This is a genomic window from Azospirillum tabaci, assembly GCF_014596085.1.
Lineage (GTDB): Bacteria > Pseudomonadota > Alphaproteobacteria > Azospirillales > Azospirillaceae > Azospirillum > Azospirillum tabaci.
Window position 1 is genome coordinate 298,535 of sequence record NZ_JACCJY010000003.1, and the last position, 18,890, is coordinate 317,424.

The following is an 18,890-nucleotide window of genomic DNA, read 5'->3' on the forward strand; positions in this document are numbered from 1 at the left end:
TTTGTCCGGGCCGTTGTTCTTGTTCGGGCGGGCGTGCCCGGGGGCGACGCACCGACTCCGATTGTTCCTCTTGCGGCGCCGCAACGCCAGCAGGAAAAAGCCTTCCGGAAGGTGGATTAGGCGTTCCGTCAGAAACGCATCCGCAAGCGGGCGGTGAAGGCGTGGTTGTGGCCGTCCGCCCCCGACAGTTCGCCGCGATAGCCGACCGCGGCGCTGACCGCCTGCCAGAGCTGGGCGGACAGTCCGGCGCCGATCACCAGGGAATCGCGGCCGTCGCCGCTGGGGCTGACGCTGTTGGCCGCACCGCCGGGCAGGCGGACGGTGACGGTGCGCGCGTCCTCCGCGAACTGGTGTTCCCAGGCCACTCCCAGACTGGGCTGGAGGATCGCGCCCCCGATCTCCACGACCGTGGAGGCTTCGGCGCCCACGCTGCTCTCCAGCGATTCGGCGCTCTGCCGCTCGACTCCGAGCGACAGCAGGCCGGCGCCGCTCTCCTGATAGCCGTCGATGCGCGTGTGGATGTAGCGCAGGCCCAGCCGCGGCCCCAGCGCCACCGGCCCGAGCTGCGCGGTGTAGCCGCCGGCGACCGACAGGGCGTAGGTGCGCCCGTCCGTCTCAGCCGAGGCGTTGGGGAACGGCGCGAATCCGGTGATCCGGTCGATGTCGCCGTAGCGGTCGAAGGAGACGCTGCCCGCCACGGCCAGCAGGAAGCCCCGCGCCTCGGTCACCGCGTGCAGGCCGACGATGGTGCTGGTCATGTCCAGTGTGCCCGCCCCCTCGTCCAGCTTGGCGTGGCCGCGCGACCCGCCGACCGACAGCCCGACGCGCGAGGCCGGCCCGACCGGCAGTTCGGCACCGACGCCGCCCGACTGGGTGTTGAAGCGGAAGCCCTGCCTCTCGGCCGTGCCGCCGAGACGGCCCCAGGCGGCGTCGCCGACCAGGAAGGCCCTCAGTTCCCCGGAGCCGAGCGGTGCCTCCACCCGCGTGGAGGCCGGACCGGCGATGGAGCCGAGCAGCGCGCGGTGCCAGCTCCGCGCCGCCTCGAAGGCGAGTTCCGGCTGCATCGCCACCGTCTCCGCCGCGTCGTTCAGGGCCAACAGGGCACCCTGCATGTACTGCGCGATCAGCAAATGGGCGGCGCGGGTCGGGTGGATCTCGTCCCAATAGACGGTCTGGTCGGCCTGCGCCTCGGTCCCGCAGGCGCCGGTCGGCGTGTTGTCCGACAGGCAGGGCGTCACGGTGTTGGTGAAGCCGTAGGCCGTCGGGTTGGCCGCCACCGCGCGGTACAGCGCGTTGACGTCCGCCACCACGACGGTGACTCCCAGCCGCTTTTCCACGTCGGCCATCGCCTGCGACAGCAGGCTGTTGTGGGAGACGGTGACCGCGTTCAGCAGCGCGGCGCGGTCGGAATTGCGGGTGTCCGGCACCGTGCCGAGGTCCGGCAGGTTCGGCACCAGGAAGGTCTTCCCGCCGAGCGCCGCCAGACGCTCAACCGTGGTGACGATGTTGCCGACCGTCTGGGTGACGAGGCCCGCGGGGTCCGACCCGGCGGCGACCCGGTTGAAATAGTCGTTGCCGCCCGCCCAGACCGCGAACAGCCCGCCGCCGGTGCCGCTCGGGCGGCTGAGCAGGAACTGCCCGACCTGTCCCTGGATGCCGGGAACGCCGGTCTGCGACAGGGTGCCGGTCTCCGCGCCGCCATAGGCGAAGTTGGTCTTCTGGTCGGGCTGGCTGCCGATCAACGGGGCCAGCCGCTCGACCCAGACGGGACCGTTGGAAAAGCGCCCGTCGTAATAGGGCGGGCTCTGCGGAATGCCGCCGCGCGTCAGCTCGTAGACTCGGCCGGTGTCGGACAGGCTGTCGCCGAAGACGAACACCCGGTCGAACGGCACCGCACCGACGGGCGCCGACGCCAACAGCGCGGCTCCCGCCGCCAAACGCATTCCCGCCAAACGAATCGCCCTGCCCGTCACCGCGTCACCTCCCCCGCCGGACAGCTGGAAAACAGGGGTGGCGCGCCAAAGCGGGGGGCGGTACCGCCATTGCGCCGGGAAGAGATGCCGCTTGGGCGGGTTCATCAGACCATGGGGGACCCGAGCATGGGTCCATCCATGGAGGAGGCAGGACCTCGCCACTCGGCGGGCGGCGCCCACCGGCATTCCGGTGCCGACGCCGCCCGCCCTTTTCCGCTCAGCGGTTTCCCCAGGGCAGCATGCGGCTCAGCGTCCCATCCTTCAGGACATACTGGTGGACCAGGGCCGCCGCCGCGTGCAGGCCGGCCAGCACGATGATGGCGGTGCCGAAAAGCTCATGCAGCTTCTCCAGCGTGTCGCCGAAAGCATGATTTTCTCCCACGAGCGTCGGCAGGGTGAACACGCCGAATACGGCCACGGGATGGCCATGGGCCTGGGTCATCAACACGCCGGCCAGCGGCACCGCGATCATCAGAGCGTACAGCGCCAGATGCCCGGCCTTGGCCGCCAGCAGGAGCAACGGCGCCGTGTCGGCGGGTATCGGCGGCGGCGGGCTGACGGCGCGCCAGACCATGCGCAGCGCCACCAGCGCCAGCACCAGGACGCCAAGCGACCGGTGAAGATCCATCAGGGCGGTCCGCTCCGGCCCGCGCGGCACCAGCCCGCGCCCCTGGGCGATGGCGAAGGCCACCAGGATCAGCAGGGCGACGCTCCAGTGCAGGAACACCATGACCCCGTCGTAGCGGGTCTTGACCGGAGGCCGGGCGGCCGCCTCGGAATAAGCGTTGGACATCGGAAGTCCCCTCATCGGCAGAAACAGGCAAGTCCTGCCGATCCTGTCCGGAGGCGACTGAACCGAAGCTGAACGGCGGAACCCAGGACAGAGATGGGGGTGCCGCACGGCTCCGCGCCGTGGTCGCTCGGGTGACCCAGCGGGCCAGCCGGGTCACCCCGATCAGAGGGGAACGTTGCCGATGCAAACCTTCGCCGAACGGCGTCACACCGCCGCTTCGGACTCCGGCGCCAGCTCGGCGGCGGGCAGCAGGCGGCGGACGGTCAGGCACACGATGTCGCCGGTCTGCCCTCCGGGCCCGACATGGGCCTCCACCGCGCGCAGCAGCAGTTCGGAACGGTCGCGCGCCGACAGGCCACGGCCCTGGTGCAGGACAGCGGCCAGACGCTCTTCTCCGAAGGGTTCGCGCGCGGCGTTCACCGCCCGCAACACGCCCTCGGTGCACAGGAACAGCGTGTCCTCCTGCTCCAGCCGGGTCACCGCCTCGCCATAGGGAATGCCCTTGCGCACGCCCAGCGCCGGGCCGCCGGCGTCGGCCAGGGTCAGGACGCTGCCGTCCGCACGGATGCGGCAGGGGGCGCGGTTGCCCGCGCTGGAGTGGCTGAGCGTCCCGGTCTCCCGGTCGTAGAGGGCGACGAAGGCGGTGGCGAAGCCGTCGAAGGGGCTCTGCCCGCACAGCCGGTCGTTGGCCGCCGCCAGGATGGCGGCGGGGGTCATGCCGGGCCGGGCCGCCGCCTCGCGGATCGCGCCGCGCACCAGCAGCATCAGGAAGGCCGCCGGCACGCCCCAGCCGGACACGCCGGCCACCACCAGCAGGCAATGGCGCTCGTCCAGCTCGATGACATCGTAGAAGTCGCCGCTGACCGCCGGGCCGGGGACCAGCAGGCCGAAGAACTGGCTGTCCCGCCCGGCGGGAAGCTGCTGCGGCAGCAGGTTCGCCTGCACGTCGCGGGCGGCGCGCTGCTCCTCCTCGATCAGGTTTTCGGCCGCGGCCAGCTTCTCCGTGCGGGTCTCCAGCTCGGCCGTGCGCATCAGGAGCTGGGCGTCCAGCGTCTCCTCGCGGTAGGACGCCTCAAGCGCCATGCTGCGGAAGACGCGGGCGAGGCGGCCCATCTCGTCGTTGCGCTCCATCGCCTCGTTCAGGGTGAAGGGGTTGAAGCGCCCGGCCTCGACGGCGGCGACGGCCTCGCCCAGCCGCTCGATCGGGGCCATCTGGCTGCGCGCGAAGCGGACGGCGCCGTAGACGCCCAGCGCCAGGGCGAGCAGCCCGACCAGCACGCCGATCTTCACATGGCGCCCGACCACCGAGGACAGGTCCTCCGCCGGCAGACGGACCACCGCGATCCCCGCCCCCTGCCCGGCCGTCCCCTGCCCGGCGACCGCCGGAACCGGGGCGAAGGCGGTCAGGCGGTCGCCCTCGCGCAGAAGACCGGTCTCGCCGGCCGCCGCGGCGGCCTTCGCCGCCTCGACCGCCCGCTCCGACAGCGGCCCGGCGCTGGGACCAGTGGCGTGCACGGCGAGGCGGCCGTCGCGCTCCAGCAGCCACGCACCCTCCACCGTGCCGCCGGCCAGCAGGGAGGCCATCACGCCGTCGATCCCGGCCTTGCGGGCGATGTCGCCCAGCCGGCGCACGTCGGCGCCGACCTGGACGATGCGCGGCTTGTCGACGCCGGCCACGCCGGCGAACTTCATCAGCTTGCCGCCTTCGGTGGCCGCGTCGGTTACCACCTTCTCCGGCGCGCGGTTCAGCAGGCCGTAATAGGGCGCCTGGCGCGGCTGCGCACGGACGTCGGGGCCAAAGGTGATGTCGGGACCCGGAATGTTGTGCAGATAGGCGCGGCCCCGGTTGTCGGTGACCCAGATCTCGTCCGGCCCGCCACCATCCGCAACGGCCTTCAGCCGGTCGGTCACCGCCTTGATCGGCGCCTTGCCCGCCTCCATCACCGCGACGAGGTGGGCGGCGAGAGTCGCCTCCGACAACAGCCGGTCTCCCAGCAGGGCCTCGACGTCGCGCGGGACCTCGCGCGCCAGCGTGGCGGTGCGGGCCAGCAGGGTCGCCGCCATGCGGCCGTCCGCTTCCACCCGCGACTGGATCGCCGAATGGGTCGTCCAGGCCAGCAGCACCGTGACAAGCACCACCGCCAGCGTCACCAGCCCGGAGATCAGGAGGACCAAACGCCCTTGAAAGGTCATGGAGGGGACCCGCCTTCTGTAGCCAACCGACCGCCGCGGGCTTTCCTCCTTGTTCCCCGGACAAGCCTGGGATTTGGGAAAATTGCCCGACCGCGCCCGTCGGTTCTACCCAGCCGGGCACCGCGAGTCCAGGAGAGGCGGACGCCGGCCCTGTAACCTTCAGTACCAGTAGCCGCCGATCCGGTAGCGCGGGCGCCGCAACGCCGTCGGCATGGCGAGGTGCGGTGGGGCATGAAGAGGGTGGGCGGCAAGCCCCGGCAGGACCGGCGGCGGGGTGCGCAACGCCATCAGGCGGCGCACCCGCTCCTCGGTGTCCGGGTGGGTGCGCAGCAGGGAGGGGATGTTCTGCGCCCGGCGGCGGCCGGGAAAGCGCAGCCCCTCCCACGGGCTGTGCTGCAGCCGCTCGATCCGGGCGAGCGCCGAGGCCACGCCCTCCGGATCGCCGGTCAGGTGAGCGGCGTCCAGATCGGCGTCGAACTCCCGCGTGCGCGACAGGGCGAGTTGCAGGAGCACGCCGATCCAGGGTGCGGCGATAAGCAGCAGCACCAGCAGCCAGGGAACCGCCTCCTGCCGCATCATCATCAGGGGCAGGTTGAGAATCAGCAGGGCCATGCCGAAGACCGACATCAGCCGGGTCAGGCTGGTCACCGTGTCGGCCAGCCCCATGACGGTCAGATCGTTGTTGCGCACATGGCTGACCTCGTGGGCCAGCACGCCGGCCAGCTCCCGCAGGCTGAGCGCGCGCAGCAGCCCGTCGGTGACCGCGATCGCCGACCGGCGGCGGCTGCCGACGGCGAAGGCGTTCAGCGCAGGGCTGGCGACGTACCACAGTTCCGGCACCGCCGGCAGCTCCGCCCGGCGGGCGATGGCGGCCAGCGCGTCGAACAGGACCGGGGCCTCCGCATAGGTCAGGCGGCGGGCGCCGAACATGCCCAGGATCATCCGCGGCGACAGGCGCGGGCTGAACAGCAGACTGATCGCGCCGCCGAGCAGCGCCCACAGCACCCCCTCCACCCCCGCCAGGATCATCCCGCACAGCGCCAGCAGCAGCACCATGCCGCCGAGCAGGACAAGGGACTGCAACACGTTCGCGGTCTTGTGGCGCCGCCGCAGGTCGGCGGCCGCCTGATCCGTGGGCATGAAGGACCGAGGCGTGTGCGGCATGACGGGGGCTCCCTCCCTGACCATCTCCCTTTGGAAGCGTTCAGCCGGAACCAAGTCCGGCCCGCCTCATATTGGCGCGCACCGCCCCTTCTTCATCCCGGCCGCAAGCACAGGCGCCGTGCGCCGGACGGAAGGGCAACCCTCTTGATTTGCGGGGGAGCGTTGAACACATACACGTCGAACGTGCTCACCCTTTTGCCGCTGACCCACGCTTTTCAATCACGGTCATCGCCATGAGCAATCCTTACGAGATTCTGGGCGTATCCCCCACCGCGTCGGACGACGAGATCCGCAAGGCCTACCGGAAGCTGGCCAAGAAGCACCACCCGGACCTCAACCCCGGCAAGGCAGAGGCCGAGCAGCGCTTCAAGGACATCAGCGCCGCCTACAGCCTGCTGTCCGATCCCGACAAACGCGCCCGCTTCGACCGTGGGGAGATCGACGCCTCGGGCCAGGAACGTCCGCAGCGCCAGTATTACCGCGACTTCGCGGAAGGCCCGGCGGGCGCCCGTTACGCCCATGCCGAGGGCTTCGCGTCGGACGATCTGGAACACATCTTCGCCGATTTGTTCGGCGGCGGGCGCGGCTTCGCCCGCGGCGGCGCCATGCCGATGAAGGGCGGCAACCTCAGCATGGCGCTGACGGTCGACTTCCTGGCGGCGGCCAAGGGCGGCAAGCGCCGCGTCACCATGCCGGACGGGAAGACGCTGGACGTCGACCTGCCCGCCGGCCTGGAGGACGGCGGGACCATCCGCCTGAAGGGCCAGGGCCTGCCCGGCAGCAACGGCGGTCCGCCCGGCGACGCACTGGTGACGGTCAAGGTCACGCCCCATCCCTGGTTCCGGCGCGACGGCGACGACATCCAGCTCGATCTGCCGGTGACGCTGGCCGAGGCGGTGCTGGGCGGCAAGGTGCGCGTCCCGACCATCGACGGGCCGGTGATGCTGTCCGTTCCGAAGGGGGCGAACAACGGCACGCGGCTGCGGTTGAAGGGCAAGGGCCTTCCCGGAGCGAACGGGGCGCGCGGCGACCAGTATGTGACCCTGCGCATCGCCCTGCCCGACCCGCCCGACCCGGCGCTGGAGGCGTTCGTCCGGGACTGGAAGTCCGACCACAACCCGAGGCGGGATATGGAGGCCGCGTGAGATGGTCCAAGACGACAGGAAACCGGACGGCGCGGGGTGGCGGACCGAAGAGGTGCTGGCCACCTGCCGGCGCGTCTCCTCCGCCCAGCTGACGGTCTGGGTGGAGCGGCACTGGCTGAGGCCGCGGCATGAAGGGACCGGTTTCGTCTTCAGCGCGGCCGACGTGGCCCGGCTGGAACTGATCTGCGATCTGCGGGAGGATCTGGCGCTCGACGACGAGGCGATGCCGGTCGTGCTGTCCCTGCTGGACACCGTCTATGGGCTGCGGCGTCGCCTGCGCGTGTTGGCCGAAGCCATCGGCGATCTGCCACCGGAGGCCCGCTATCTCCTGCAGGACGAACTGCGGAAGCGGGAGGAAAAGGAAGGGTAGGTCAGTTCCGGACGCCGAAGGCCCGTCCGCTCAGCGCGATGTCCTGGTTGAAGCCTTCCGCAACCCGGTCGTTGCCGCCGGACTGCATGCACAGCGTCACGTTGATAGCGCTGAGGATGGCGTGGTCGATCTGCTCCGGCTTGGCGTTGTGGCGTTTGATGGCTTGAAGCGCGCGGGTCACGGATTGGGCCATGGAGCAGGTTCCGTTCGTTCTGGCAGGCTGGCCGGGTTGATTGATGGCGTCATCATGCCGCCCCTTCGCTCGTCCCGCTGTGCACCGGGCCACACCCCGACGCACGGACCGCCTTTCGCAATGGCGAGAGTCCTAAGGCGCAAATTCTTAATCAGGTGTAAACGTCCGGCCGAGCCCAAAAGGCATAACCCTTTATGCCATTCCTGGAAGGCTCATCAAACCAATAGCATAGCTCAAGCCATTGGTTTGGTATTACCACTCATTAATGCCAAATGCGACATTTTGCCCGGCGCCGCAGCGGCGCCGGACGGGAACGCAAGGGTCGTCAAATATCCCCGTCCTCCGTCAGGAGTCGGCGGTGGATGGCGGTGGCGGCGATCGCAGCCTGCCCCATGGCGACCGAGATCTGATTCAAGCCCTCCACGATGTCGCCCGCGGCGTAGAGGCCCTCGATCCCCGTCTGCTGATGCCCGTCGGTGACCAGCCGCCCGTCCGGGCCGATGCGCACACCCAACCCCTTCACCGGCTCGACGCGGGGGTGGCAGCCGAGAGCGGAGTACAGCGTGTCGAAGGTCAGCCGCTCGCCGGACGCCGTGGTCAGAGCGGCGATCCGCCCGGCTTCGGTGTGGATTTCCACCACGGGTTCCTCAACGGCGCGGAGGCCGGCCTCGGCCATGCGGCGCTCCTCGGCCTCCTCCAGATTCATCGGTTCGCCCAGCGTCAGGACGGTGATGTCGCGGGAATAGGTGCGCAGGAACAGCGCCTCTCCCAGAGCCCCGGTGCCGTGGCCGATGACGCCGATGCGGTGGCCGGTCACCTCGAACCCGTCGCAGATCGGGCAATGGCGGACCAGCCCCCGCTGCACCGCCTGATAGAGGTTGGGCAGTTGCGGCTCGCGGTCGATCACGCCGGTCGCGGCCAGCACCGTGCGGGCGCGGAACAGCCGCCCGTCCTCCGTCCGCACGTGGTAGCCATCATCGCCCCGCTCCACCGAGGTCACCGTTCCCGGCACGATCCGGGCGCCGTAGCGCTCCGCCTGGGCACGCATGCGGGCCAGCAACTCGTCGCCGGTCACCCCATCCGGAAAGCCCGCGTGGTTGTGGGACAGCGGAATCCAGGAGGCCCGGCTCGCCCCCGAATCCACCACCAGGAAGCGGCGGCGGTAGCGCGCCAGATAGATCGCCGCGGTCAGACCCGCAGGGCCGCCGCCGACGATCAGGGTGTCCAGACGCTGTTCTTCGGTTGCGGCGGCCATCGCTCGGGCGTTCCAGCGGTCGTTGACGACGTTGAGGAACAGACGGCGCGCCACGCGGTTCCGTGTCCGCATGTTGCGGCGCCGAAGCGTCCATTCGCCGCGCCAGCCTCAGCTTGACCGGGTTGAATTTCCACGCGCACTTTACGGCCATATCGTGCCCTGCCGGGAGCAGCAGCCATGCCCCAGCCACCGCCCAGCCTATCCGAAACGTGTCTCGCCACCGCGGTTCCCTGCGATCGGGACATCCTCGACATGGAGCCAATGTTCCGCAACTTCGGCGGCCCCGGCCCAACCGTCACGATGCTCTACGGCCTGTTTCTGGAAAACGCCGACGAGTTGTCGCGCGTTCTGAAGGATCGATTGGCGTTCGGCGACCTGGACGGCGTCCGGCTGGCCGCCCATTCGGCGGCGGGAGCCGCCCGCACCGCCGGGGCCGGACGGCTCGCCGACCTCTTCGGCTCGGTGGAAGAGGCGGCCCTGTGCGGCGACGCGGCGGTGGCGCGCCGGGAAGCGGCGGCCCTCGACCGGGCCCTGGCCGACGTGAAAATTCTGATCGCACGCATTTGAGTTTCTTTCGCGCTGATATATCATCCCTATGCAACCCCTATGGGTAATTCACGGGACGAAGCGCGAGGGTGGCCGTGTCGTTCAGTTCGTGCGCAGTGCTGGTCGTCGAGGACGAGGTGGTGACCCGCAGCGTCTCGGTGCGGCTGCTGAAGCAGTTGGGCGTCGGCACGGTGATCGAAGCCGCCGATGGGGCGGAGGCTCTGGCCCGCTGCAACCGCGTCGCGTTCGACGCGATCTTCTGCGACGTGGACATGGCGCCGATGGGCGGTCTGGCCTTTCTGGAGGCCTTGGATGGGCGGGCGCCGGTGATCATGCTGACCAAGCACGACGGGTCCGACGTCGTCCTGTCGGCCCTGCGCTCCGGTGCCACCGGCTATCTGGTCAAGCCGCTGACACCGCTCGGCCTGCGCGAGAAGTTGGAAAAAGCGCTGACCGCGAAGGAGTAGAACCTTGACCGCGACATTATACTTTTCGTAACCACGGCGGAATTATTCTGTACACGGTGCATTGCTGCACCCTTGTGCGGATTGCCGGGAGATTCCGCATGCCCATGAATGTTCTGGAAGTGGCGATCTACGCCATGGTGCTCACCGCGTCGCAGCCGCGCCCCTATGAGTGCGTCGCGGTGCAGCCGGAAGGGGTGAACTGCACGAACGGCCTCGCCGTGGCGTCCGAGACGCCGAACGGCGTCATGGCCTTCAACACCGGCGTGCAGGTCATCAAGGACAACCAGGGCCGCGTGCGGCTGAGCAACGGGATCACCACCCATTTCGATTCCTCGGCCTGGGTGGCGTTCAAGAACCCCGGCGGACAGACCCTGGTCAGCGTGCGCAAGACCGGGCCGTTCCGCTTCAAATTCTCCAACAGCTTCCAATGCGAGATGATCGGGCCGAACCAGGACATGGCCCGCTGCTACAAGCCCTGACGCCCGGTCACCCCACCTGAGTTATCCAACCGAGTCCCGTCCATGCGGCGCGTCGAGGTCCAGCGCCGGCCCCTTCGGTACGACGCCGGTCGGGTTGATCATGGTGTGGCTGGCGTAGTAGTGCCGCTTGATGTGGTGGAAATCGACCGTCTCCGCCACGCCGGGCACCTGATAGAGGTCGCGCAGATAGCCGGACAGGTTCGGATAGTCGGCAATGCGGCGCAGGTTGCACTTGAAGTGGCCCACATAGACGGCGTCGAACCGCACCAGCGTGGTGAACAGGCGCCAGTCGGCCTCGGTCTGCCGGTTCCCCAGCAGGTAGCGCCGCCCGGCCAGCCGCTCGTCCAGTTCGTCGAGCGCCGCGAAGAGGGCGTCGAACGCCTGCTCGTACTTCTCCTGGCTGGTCGCGAAACCGGCCTTGTAGACGCCGTTGTTCACGCGGTCGTAGACGAAGGCGTTGAGCCGGTCGATCTCCTCCGCCAGTTCCGCCGGGTAGAAATCCAGCGAGGCGTCGCCGAAGGCGTCGAATTCCCGGTTCAGCATGCGGACGATCTCCGCGGACTCGTTGCTGACGATGGTCCCGGTCGTCTTGTCCCACAGCACCGGGACGGTCACGCGCCCCGAGTAGGTGGGATCGGCCTTGGTGTAGACCTCGTGCAGACGGGTGGAGCCGGTGATCGGATCGGGTTCGGGGAAGGTCCAGCCCTCCTCCCGCATCAGGGGATCGACCACGGTGACGCCGATGGCGTCCTCCAGCCCCTTCAGCTTGCGCAGGATCAGTGTGCGGTGTGCCCAGGGGCAGGCCAGCGACACGAACAGGTGATAGCGCCCGGCCTCCGGCTGGAACGGGGTCGAGCCGTCCGCCCGCACCCAGTTGCGGAACTGGGTTTCCGGACGGACGAAGGCGCCGCCGCTGTTCTTGGTGTCGTACCACTGGTCGTGCCAGCGGCCGTCGATCAACAGGCCCATGCCCTGAACTCCCCTCTATCCGGTGCCACCTCTCCCGCCCGGACGGCGGGAGAGGGACGCCCCGCCTTTAACCGTGCAGCTTCTTGGTGATCTCCGCGACATGCCGGCCCTGGTAACGGGCACCGTCCAGTTCGACCGCGCTCGGCTGGCGGGAGCCGTCGCCGCCCGCGATGGTGCTGGCGCCGTAGGGGCTGTTGCCCATCACCTCGTCCACGCCCATCTGGCCTTGGAAGCTGTAGGGCAGGCCGACGATCACCATGCCGAGGTGCAAAAGCACGGTGTGGGTGGTGAGGATCGTGCTCTCCTGCCCGCCATGCTGGGTGGCGGAGGAGGAGAAGGCGGCGCCCACCTTGCCGACCAGCGCGCCCTTCGCCCACAGACCGCCCGTCTGGTCGAGGAAATTCTTCATCTGGCCCGGCATGTTGCCGTAGCGCGTCGGAACGCCCAGGATGATGGCGTCGTAGTTGGCAAGCTCGTTCGGGTCGGCGATGGGAATGTTCGGCTCTTCCTTGAAGTGCGCCTTCTGCCGCACCTCTTCGGGGACCAGCTCCGGCACGCGCTTCACCGTCACCTCGGTTCCCGGAACCGAGCGGGCGCCCTCGGCCATCGCCTGCGCCATGGTGGAGATGTGGCCGTAGCTGCTGTAGTAGAGCACCAGAACCTTCGCCATGTCTCGTCTCCCCTCTGTCGTTGCGGCCGCGCTGGAGGCTGCGGCGTCCCAAAGAGATAGCGCGTTGCCGCGCTCCAGCAAATCCAGGGCGCTGGAACTTCATTGTTCCCGGGTGTAGAACAATGGCATGGATCGCCTCGACGACATGATGGCCTTTATCAAGGTCGTGGACACCAAGAGCTTCACCACCGCGGCGGAGCGCCTGAACCTGTCCAAGTCCGTGGTTTCCCGCCGCATCGCGGAGCTGGAGAACCGGCTGGGGGCGCGGCTGCTGAACCGCACCACCCGCAAGCTCAGCCTGACCGAGGTCGGGCAGGCCTATTACGAGCGCTGCACCCGCATCATCGCCGACCTGGAGGAGGCGGAGCAGGCCGTCGCCGACCTTCACGCGGCGCCGCGCGGACGGTTGAAGGTCAACGCGCCGGTGTCCTTCGGGCTGCTGCATCTGGCCAAGGCGGTGGCCGAGTTCCTGGAGCGCTACCCGTCCATCGAGATCGAGATGGACCTGAACGACCGCTACGTGGACCTGATCGACGAGGGCTACGATCTGGCGGTGCGCATCGGGCGGCTGCGCGACAGCTCGCTGATCGCCAAGCGTCTGGCGCCCAACCGGCAGGTCGTCTGCGCCAGCCCGGCCTATCTGGAGAAGCACGGGATACCTCAGACGCCGGATGAGCTGTCCAACCACAACTGCTTGATCTACACCAACATCCCGACCGCCGAGCAGTGGCAGTTCCGCGTCGGTGACGCCATGCGGTCGGTCCGCGTGTCGGGGTCGCTGCGCACCAACAACGGCGACCTGCTGCGCGAGTCCGCCATCGCCGGCGTCGGCATCATCGTTCTGCCCACCTTCCTGTGCGGCGAAGCCCTGTCCAACGGGCAGCTCCAGTGCCTGCTGCTGGACTATTACATGGCGGAATCGAACGTCTTCGCGGTCTACCCGCAGAACCGGCACCTGTCCCCGAAGGTCCGCGTCTTCGTCGATTTCCTGGCCGAACGCTTCGGCCCGCGTCCCTATTGGGACTGCGCCCTGCTCAGCCTGCAGCCCTTCCGGGCGGAGGCGTGACGGACGCCCCATCCCGAAAAGCCGTTTTCGTCAGGCCACCGGCTTCTCCACTATAAAGAGAAGACCCGGCACGCCCACGCCCTTCTCCCGGCGGGGGGAGCAGGGCTCCATCAGAAGCACCGTCAGGCCCGCCGCCGCCGCCGTCTCGCGCAGATAGGCTTCGCTGTGGGCGTAGCGCCGCGACGGGCCAAGCGCGTAGCCAGAGGCCGCCGCCTCGCCGTCCAGACGCTCCACCGTCGCGGCGAAGCGGCCCGCCGGACGCAGGGCCTTGGCGGCGCCTTCGAACAGCGCGGTCAGGTTGCCGAGATAGACCAGCACGTCAGCGGCGACCAGCAGGTCCCAGGCGCCGGGCACCGCCTCCACCGCCGCGACCACGTCGCCGACCGACAGCTCATCATACAGAGCGCGGGCGCGGGCCTTTTCGACCATGCGCGGGGCCAGATCGACCCCGGCGAGATGCGCCGCCAGCGGGCGGAACGCCACGCCCGCCAGCCCGGTGCCGCAGCCGAGGTCCAGAACGCGCAACCCCGCCGCCGTGCCCAACCGGTCCACCGCCTCGCGGAGCAGAGCCGGCGCGGAATAGCCCAGCTTGCCCACCAGATCCTGGTCGAAGCGGTCGGCGTAGCGGTCGAACAGGGCGCGCACATAGGCCGCCGACAGGTCCTCCCCCGCGCCGCTTTCCAGAGCGGCGATCAGCGCCGCGCAGCCGAGTCGGCCGTCCGGGTCGAGCCCTTGGGCACGGCGCAGCGCGGTCAACGCCTTCGCCGGTTCCTGCAGCGCGATCCAGGCCCGCCCGATGGCGGTGTGCAGGTCGGCATCCTCCGGGTCCCGGCGGGACAAGGGCTGCAGCAGTTCGACCGCACCCAGCGCGTCGCCGGCCTCGACCAGCAGGGCGGCCAGTTCCAACGCCGCCTCGCGGTCGCCGGGGCGCAGGGCCACGGCCTCGCGGTATTCCTCCAACGCGGCGTCGCTCCGGCCCGCCGCCGCCAGGGCGCGGGCAAGACCGAGCCGGGCCGTGGCGGAGTCTGGCCGTTCCGCCGTCAGCATCTGCCCGGTGGTCACGGCCTCCTCGAACCGGCCCGCGGCGCGTAGCGCCTCGGCCAGGGCGAGCCGCCAGGACCACACGCCGGGGTCGAGCGCCACCGCCCTCCCGCAGGCGGCCAGCGCCCCGGCGGCCTCGCCCGCGTCCCGCGCGCTGTCGGCCAGGGCACCCCAGGCCTCCCCCGACGCCGGGTCGGCGGCGCAGGCGAGCCGGAAGGCGCGCGCGGCCCCCGCCGCGTCGGCGGCGTAGAGGCGGTCATAGCCAGCCTGGAACAGAATGCCCGGAACGTCTCCGGGTTGGACGAGGGGGCCTGCCCCCTCCCGGTCGGCTTGAGCCGTCGAATCGCGATCCACGATCACTTCGCTATGGGAGATGCGCTGTCGCCGACCCCGCTCCGGGAGACTCCGGAAAACGAGAGAGGACACGAACTCCTGCACCAGCTTTCATCCGCGCGCAAGAGGGCTTCCGAAGGTGGTTGTCCGTGACGAATCGAGCGTCAGACCGTCGCATTAGGTCGATTGGACGCGCTTGTACGCCTTTTGCGCAATCCACCTCTTTCGATTTTTCAAACGGCTTCGGAATCAGTGCCTTAATGGATAAGGCCGAGACCACGAGTGGGGTTTTCCCGTCGCCTTGTGACATCGTTCGATCGAAAGGCGTGGTATTACCGGGCAGCAAATAGATTGACGCTGTATAAAATTTTTGGAAGTGTGGCTTCGGCGCCCGATGGTGGGCGCTGAACTTTCGGGTAGGAGGCGGTCACCGTAAGCGACTCGGTGACCGGTAATGGCGGCCCCGCGCGGGGGGCCAAAACGAAGCCGGATGAACCCGGCAACGAAGAGGGGACCGAGGATATGCAGGATCGAACTCAGCGCGTGCGACGCACGTATGGCGGCTGGATCGCTCTTGCGCTGGGCTTAGCCGCCGCTCCGGTCCTCCTCGCCAAGCCCGCCGCCGCCCAGGACAGCAGCTGCGTCTCCCACGCCGTGGAGGCCGAGCGCAAGTTCAACATTCCCTCCGGTCTTCTCGTCGCCATCGCCTTGGTGGAAAGCGGTCAGGACGGCGCTCCGACCCCCTTCGCAATGAGTGTGGAGGGCCGTCCTGTCTACGCCCGCAACGCCAACGACGCCGCCCGGCACCTCCGCGACAAGCGCGGCCAGATCCGCCAGAACGTCTATGTCGGCTGCATGCAGATTTCGCTGGGCACCCACCGCGGCGAGTTCCAGCCGGTGGAGCGGATCGTCGATCCCCGCGAGAACGTCTACTACGCCGGCCGCCTTCTTCTCCGCCTCCATGGCGAGCAGGGAAGCTGGAAGACCGCCGTCGCCCGCTACAACGGCGGCTCCACCCGTCAGGCCCAGAACTACGTCTGCAAGATCTGGCAGCACCTGAACGAACTGGACGCGAAGAGCGCCAAGCTGCTGGAATCCGCCCGCTGCGGCGACTCCGAGCCCGCCAGCATCGCGCCGAGCACCCGCCGCACCTTCCGCAACGCCCAGCAGGTCGCTTCCCTCGACTGATAACCTGGCTTCGCAGGGGATGGCGCGGAACGCCCCGATGGGCTAAATCCCTGCCCCATGAACTACCGTCACATTTTCCACGCCGGCAACCCCGCCGATGTGATGAAGCACGCCGTTCTGGCGCTGATCATCGATCATTTGCGCGCCAAGCCGGCGCCCTTCTGCGTGCTCGACGCCCACGCCGGCATCGGGCGCTACGACCTGGACTCCGAACCGGCGCGCAAGACGCTGGAGTTCCAGGACGGAATCGGACGGCTGTTCGGCCAGCCGGCGCCGCACCCGGCGCTGCGGCCCTATCTGGACGCGGTGTCCGCGTTGAACGCGGATGGGCGGCTGCGCTGGTATCCGGGGTCGCCGCGGCTCGCGCGGGCGCTGCTTCGTGAGCAGGACCGGCTGCTCCTCAACGAGCTTCATCCCGACGACTGGCAGACCCTGAAGGCCGAGTTCGCCGGAGACCGTCAGGTCTCGGCCTTCAAGACCGACGCCTATCAGGCGCTGAAGGCCCATCTGCCGCCGCGGGAGAAGCGCGGCCTCGTCCTGATCGACCCACCCTTCGAGCAGCCGGACGAGTTCGCCCGCATGGCCGAGGGGCTGAAGGCGGCGCACAAGCGCTGGTCCACCGGCATCTACGCCCTGTGGTACCCGATCAAGGAACGCCCGGCCGTCTGGCGCTTCCAGGAGGCGGTGGAGAACACCGGCATCCGCAAAATCCTGACCGTCGAGCTGACCTGGCACCCGGAGGACACGCACCTGCGGCTGAACGGGTCCGGCCTGCTGATCGTCAACCCGCCCTGGACGCTGGACGACACGCTGCGCGACCTGCTGCCCGCGCTGCACGCCACCCTGCCCTCAACCGGCGGCGGCTGCACGGTCGATTGGCTGGTTCCCGAGGGGTAAAACCGCACATTTCAACGGGAAAGCGGCAACCGGTCACAGAGGTTGCCGTTGCATCGCCCCCGCCACTCGCCCTAGGCTGAACGGGATTACCCCGTTCCGGCAAGGCCACGATGTCCCGTTCCAACGAATTCGCCAGCAGCTTCGCCAAGGCCCACGCCGATGCCGGGCTGGAGCGCGTGTCGGTCGCCCACATCCTCCAGACCATCCAGAAGGACCCGGCCTTCCTGTTCAGCGAGGAGTTGCGGCGCGGCGGCGGCCAGTGCCCCATGCACGCCGCCCCCAACGCCGACGACGCGGACAAGGTGACGGTCAACACGCTGCTGGCCTATCTGTTCGAACGGCTGCGCGACCATGTGGCGTCCAAGCTGCCGCTGGACGAGCGCGGGCAGGTGATGCTGCCGATCCCGCCGCGCTCCCCGCACGGAATCAACCCGGCCGACCGCGCGGCGATGGCGGCCGCGCCGCTCGACGTGATGGCCTCGGTCCTGCGCGACGCCACCTGCCATCTGCTGGACGGCCTCATCACCGGCTGGGCCGCCGATCTGCTGACGGAGGAGGAGCATTACCGTGCCCAGGGCACGGGCGAAATCTCCGCCGCCGCCGCCGCCACCTTCATCCTGCGCACGACGCTGGAGGACTCGCCCCTCTACCAGCGCGCCGGCTACGACATGCTGTCGATCACCAAGACCGGCAGCCACACCGCCATCCACATCTGCTGGGCCATGGTGGAGGCCGCCCCGCTGCTGGTGCCGAAGCAGGAAGCGGCGGCCTACGACGACCTCGTCCGGCGAAGCCTGAAGCAGGTGGTGCCGCTGTCCATGGCCAGCCTGGGCATGCTGGTCCATTACATGGAGGCGTCGGGGATCGAGCCCCATGACGGGCTCGCCATCCATCTGCTGCCCAAGGACCAGACCGCCTTCGTCCTCGACGAGGCCGGGCTGATCTGCCTGAACCCGGAGCCGATCACCCGCTTCGCCAAGCCCGAGGAGCGGCACTACACCGGCTGCCCGGCCTTCTACACGCCCGGCTTCATCAAACTGTATCTCGACATCGTGGCCAGCATCGCCATGGACTACGGCGTCTACGACCGGCTTCGCGACCGCTGACCGTCCTCATTCACGAGATTGACGCCCCATCATGGCCCGCTCTAACGACTTCGCCCTGTCCTATCTCGCCGCGCATGAGGAGGCCGGGATGACCCGGATCAACCTCGCGCCGATCCTGCACCGCATCACCGAGGACCCGAACTACCTCTTCACCGAGGAGCTTCAGCGCCTCGCCGGCCACTGCCCGGCCCATGCGGACACCCGCAAGGAGGACTACGAGAAGGTCGCGATCAACGCGCTGCTGGCCTTCCTCTACAACGACCTGCGCGACCACATCACCAACCGCATGCCGCTGGACGCCGACGGCCATCTGCTGCTGTGCAACCCGCCGGACTCGCCGCACGGGCTGGACGTCGCCGACGCCGCCGGGCTGGACGCCGCGCCGGCGGAGACGCTGATCGGCTTCCTGCGCGACAGCGTATGCCATCTGCTCGACGCCATCATCAAGGACTGGGCGATCAAGGTGACGCTGGAGGAGGAGCGGTGCCGGGCGGAGGGCGTTATCACGCCGCTCGCCGGGGCCAGCTTCGTCCTCGCCAACACGCTGGAGGCGTCGGTGCTGCACGCACCGTCCGGCTACGACATGCTGTCGATCACCAAGACCGGCAGCCACACGGCGCTCCACGTCTGCTGGAACCTGTGCGAGTCGGCGCCGATGCTGAAGCCCGGCCTGACCCCGGCCGAGTATGACGACCTGTCGCGCCGCAGCCTGAAGCAGGTGCTGCCGCTCGCCATGGGCAGCCTGGGCATGCTGTGCCAGTTCATGGGGGCCGGCCACATCGAGGCCGACGACCACCAGGCCATCCACCCCCTGCCCCGCCACCAGACCGCCTTCGTCTATGACGCGGAGGCGCCGGGCGGCATGATCGTGCTGAACGCCGACCTGATCGAGCCGACCGCCCAGGCGGGAGAGCGCCATTACACCGGCTGCCCGGCCTTCTACGCCAACGGCCTGATCAACCTCTACATGGAGATCGTGCTGTCGCTGGCCGCGCGCTACGACATCTACGGGCGGGTCCTGCGGGCCGGATGACCAAACCGC

19 protein-coding genes are annotated in these 18,890 nt (G+C 69.1%); 10 read left to right on the forward strand and 9 right to left on the reverse strand.

Annotated features, from left to right (window positions below):
* Positions 1-128: 128 nt before the first annotated feature.
* The 4 genes from H0B54_RS29665 to H0B54_RS06465 all read right to left on the reverse strand — a co-directional run bounded on the left by H0B54_RS29665 (position 129) and on the right by H0B54_RS06465 (position 6,123).
* A complete protein-coding gene (locus tag H0B54_RS29665; RefSeq protein ID WP_246472360.1) occupies positions 129-1,916 on the reverse strand; it encodes an autotransporter domain-containing protein in 1,788 nt (595 codons plus the stop codon).
* A 274-nt stretch (positions 1,917-2,190) separates the two neighbouring features.
* Positions 2,191-2,766: a cytochrome b gene (locus H0B54_RS06455; protein WP_188259681.1), complete on the reverse strand. Its 576-nt coding sequence runs from the start codon at positions 2,764-2,766 to the stop codon at positions 2,191-2,193.
* Positions 2,767-2,970: 204 nt separating this feature from the next.
* Positions 2,971-4,959, reverse strand: a complete 1,989-nt coding sequence (locus tag H0B54_RS06460) for a PP2C family protein-serine/threonine phosphatase (protein ID WP_188259682.1) — start codon at positions 4,957-4,959, stop codon at positions 2,971-2,973.
* 159 nt (positions 4,960-5,118) lie between these two features.
* Positions 5,119-6,123: a zinc metalloprotease HtpX gene (locus tag H0B54_RS06465; RefSeq protein WP_188259683.1), complete on the reverse strand. Its 1,005-nt coding sequence runs from the start codon at positions 6,121-6,123 to the stop codon at positions 5,119-5,121.
* 233 nt (positions 6,124-6,356) lie between these two features.
* On the opposite strand from H0B54_RS06465, the gene H0B54_RS06470 reads away from it, so the two are divergent.
* Entirely contained in the window at positions 6,357-7,268 is a 912-nt protein-coding gene (locus tag H0B54_RS06470) for a DnaJ C-terminal domain-containing protein (RefSeq protein WP_188259684.1), read from the forward strand.
* Between the two features lies 1 nt (position 7,269).
* Positions 7,270-7,638, forward strand: coding sequence for a chaperone modulator CbpM (locus H0B54_RS06475; protein ID WP_094302585.1), 369 nt, complete (start codon positions 7,270-7,272; stop codon positions 7,636-7,638).
* 1 nt (position 7,639) lies between these two features.
* Here the strand turns inward: H0B54_RS06475 and H0B54_RS06480 are convergent, their stop codons facing one another.
* The gene (locus H0B54_RS06480; protein WP_094302586.1) at positions 7,640-7,831 is read right to left on the reverse strand and encodes a hypothetical protein; all 192 of its coding nucleotides are present in this window, start codon (positions 7,829-7,831) and stop codon (positions 7,640-7,642) included.
* A 325-nt stretch (positions 7,832-8,156) separates the two neighbouring features.
* Positions 8,157-9,158 carry an NAD(P)/FAD-dependent oxidoreductase gene (locus tag H0B54_RS06485; RefSeq protein WP_246472361.1) on the reverse strand — a complete coding sequence of 334 codons (1,002 nt, stop codon included), beginning with the start codon at positions 9,156-9,158 and terminating at the stop codon, positions 8,157-8,159.
* Between the two features lie 180 nt (positions 9,159-9,338).
* Between H0B54_RS06485 and H0B54_RS06490 the strand changes: the two genes are divergently transcribed.
* The 3 genes from H0B54_RS06490 to H0B54_RS06500 all read left to right on the forward strand — a co-directional run bounded on the left by H0B54_RS06490 (position 9,339) and on the right by H0B54_RS06500 (position 10,578).
* Entirely contained in the window at positions 9,339-9,653 is a 315-nt protein-coding gene (locus tag H0B54_RS06490; RefSeq protein WP_246472362.1) for an Hpt domain-containing protein, read from the forward strand.
* 74 nt (positions 9,654-9,727) lie between these two features.
* The gene (locus H0B54_RS06495; protein ID WP_343068910.1) at positions 9,728-10,099 is read left to right on the forward strand and encodes a response regulator; all 372 of its coding nucleotides are present in this window, start codon (positions 9,728-9,730) and stop codon (positions 10,097-10,099) included.
* Between the two features lie 98 nt (positions 10,100-10,197).
* Positions 10,198-10,578: a hypothetical protein gene (locus H0B54_RS06500; protein WP_040134170.1), complete on the forward strand. Its 381-nt coding sequence runs from the start codon at positions 10,198-10,200 to the stop codon at positions 10,576-10,578.
* Between the two features lie 21 nt (positions 10,579-10,599).
* Here H0B54_RS06500 and H0B54_RS06505 read toward each other — a convergent pair whose 3' ends face one another.
* Complete coding sequence (locus H0B54_RS06505; RefSeq protein ID WP_188259687.1) at positions 10,600-11,547, reverse strand: glutathione S-transferase family protein; 948 nt, start codon at positions 11,545-11,547, stop codon at positions 10,600-10,602.
* Positions 11,548-11,614: 67 nt separating this feature from the next.
* Positions 11,615-12,217 (reverse strand): NAD(P)H:quinone oxidoreductase, encoded by a 603-nt coding sequence (gene wrbA / locus H0B54_RS06510; protein WP_094302591.1) that lies wholly within the window; start codon positions 12,215-12,217, stop codon positions 11,615-11,617.
* A 127-nt stretch (positions 12,218-12,344) separates the two neighbouring features.
* Between wrbA and H0B54_RS06515 the strand changes: the two genes are divergently transcribed.
* Positions 12,345-13,283 carry a LysR family transcriptional regulator gene (locus H0B54_RS06515; RefSeq protein WP_094302592.1) on the forward strand — a complete coding sequence of 313 codons (939 nt, stop codon included), beginning with the start codon at positions 12,345-12,347 and terminating at the stop codon, positions 13,281-13,283.
* Positions 13,284-13,313: 30 nt separating this feature from the next.
* Here H0B54_RS06515 and H0B54_RS06520 read toward each other — a convergent pair whose 3' ends face one another.
* Positions 13,314-14,678: a tetratricopeptide repeat protein gene (locus H0B54_RS06520; protein WP_188259688.1), complete on the reverse strand. Its 1,365-nt coding sequence runs from the start codon at positions 14,676-14,678 to the stop codon at positions 13,314-13,316.
* A 522-nt stretch (positions 14,679-15,200) separates the two neighbouring features.
* On the opposite strand from H0B54_RS06520, the gene H0B54_RS06525 reads away from it, so the two are divergent.
* The 4 genes from H0B54_RS06525 (at position 15,201) to H0B54_RS06540 (ending at position 18,881) form a co-directional block, all read left to right on the forward strand.
* Positions 15,201-15,845: a transglycosylase SLT domain-containing protein gene (locus H0B54_RS06525; protein ID WP_247895033.1), complete on the forward strand. Its 645-nt coding sequence runs from the start codon at positions 15,201-15,203 to the stop codon at positions 15,843-15,845.
* A gap of 57 nt (positions 15,846-15,902) precedes the next feature.
* On the forward strand, positions 15,903-16,742 hold the full coding sequence (locus H0B54_RS06530; RefSeq protein WP_188259689.1) for a 23S rRNA (adenine(2030)-N(6))-methyltransferase RlmJ: 840 nt from the start codon (positions 15,903-15,905) through the stop codon (positions 16,740-16,742).
* Positions 16,743-16,852: 110 nt separating this feature from the next.
* Complete coding sequence (locus tag H0B54_RS06535; RefSeq protein WP_188259690.1) at positions 16,853-17,848, forward strand: hypothetical protein; 996 nt, start codon at positions 16,853-16,855, stop codon at positions 17,846-17,848.
* Positions 17,849-17,879: 31 nt separating this feature from the next.
* On the forward strand, positions 17,880-18,881 hold the full coding sequence (locus tag H0B54_RS06540; RefSeq protein WP_188259691.1) for a hypothetical protein: 1,002 nt from the start codon (positions 17,880-17,882) through the stop codon (positions 18,879-18,881).
* Positions 18,882-18,890: the final 9 nt, after the last annotated feature.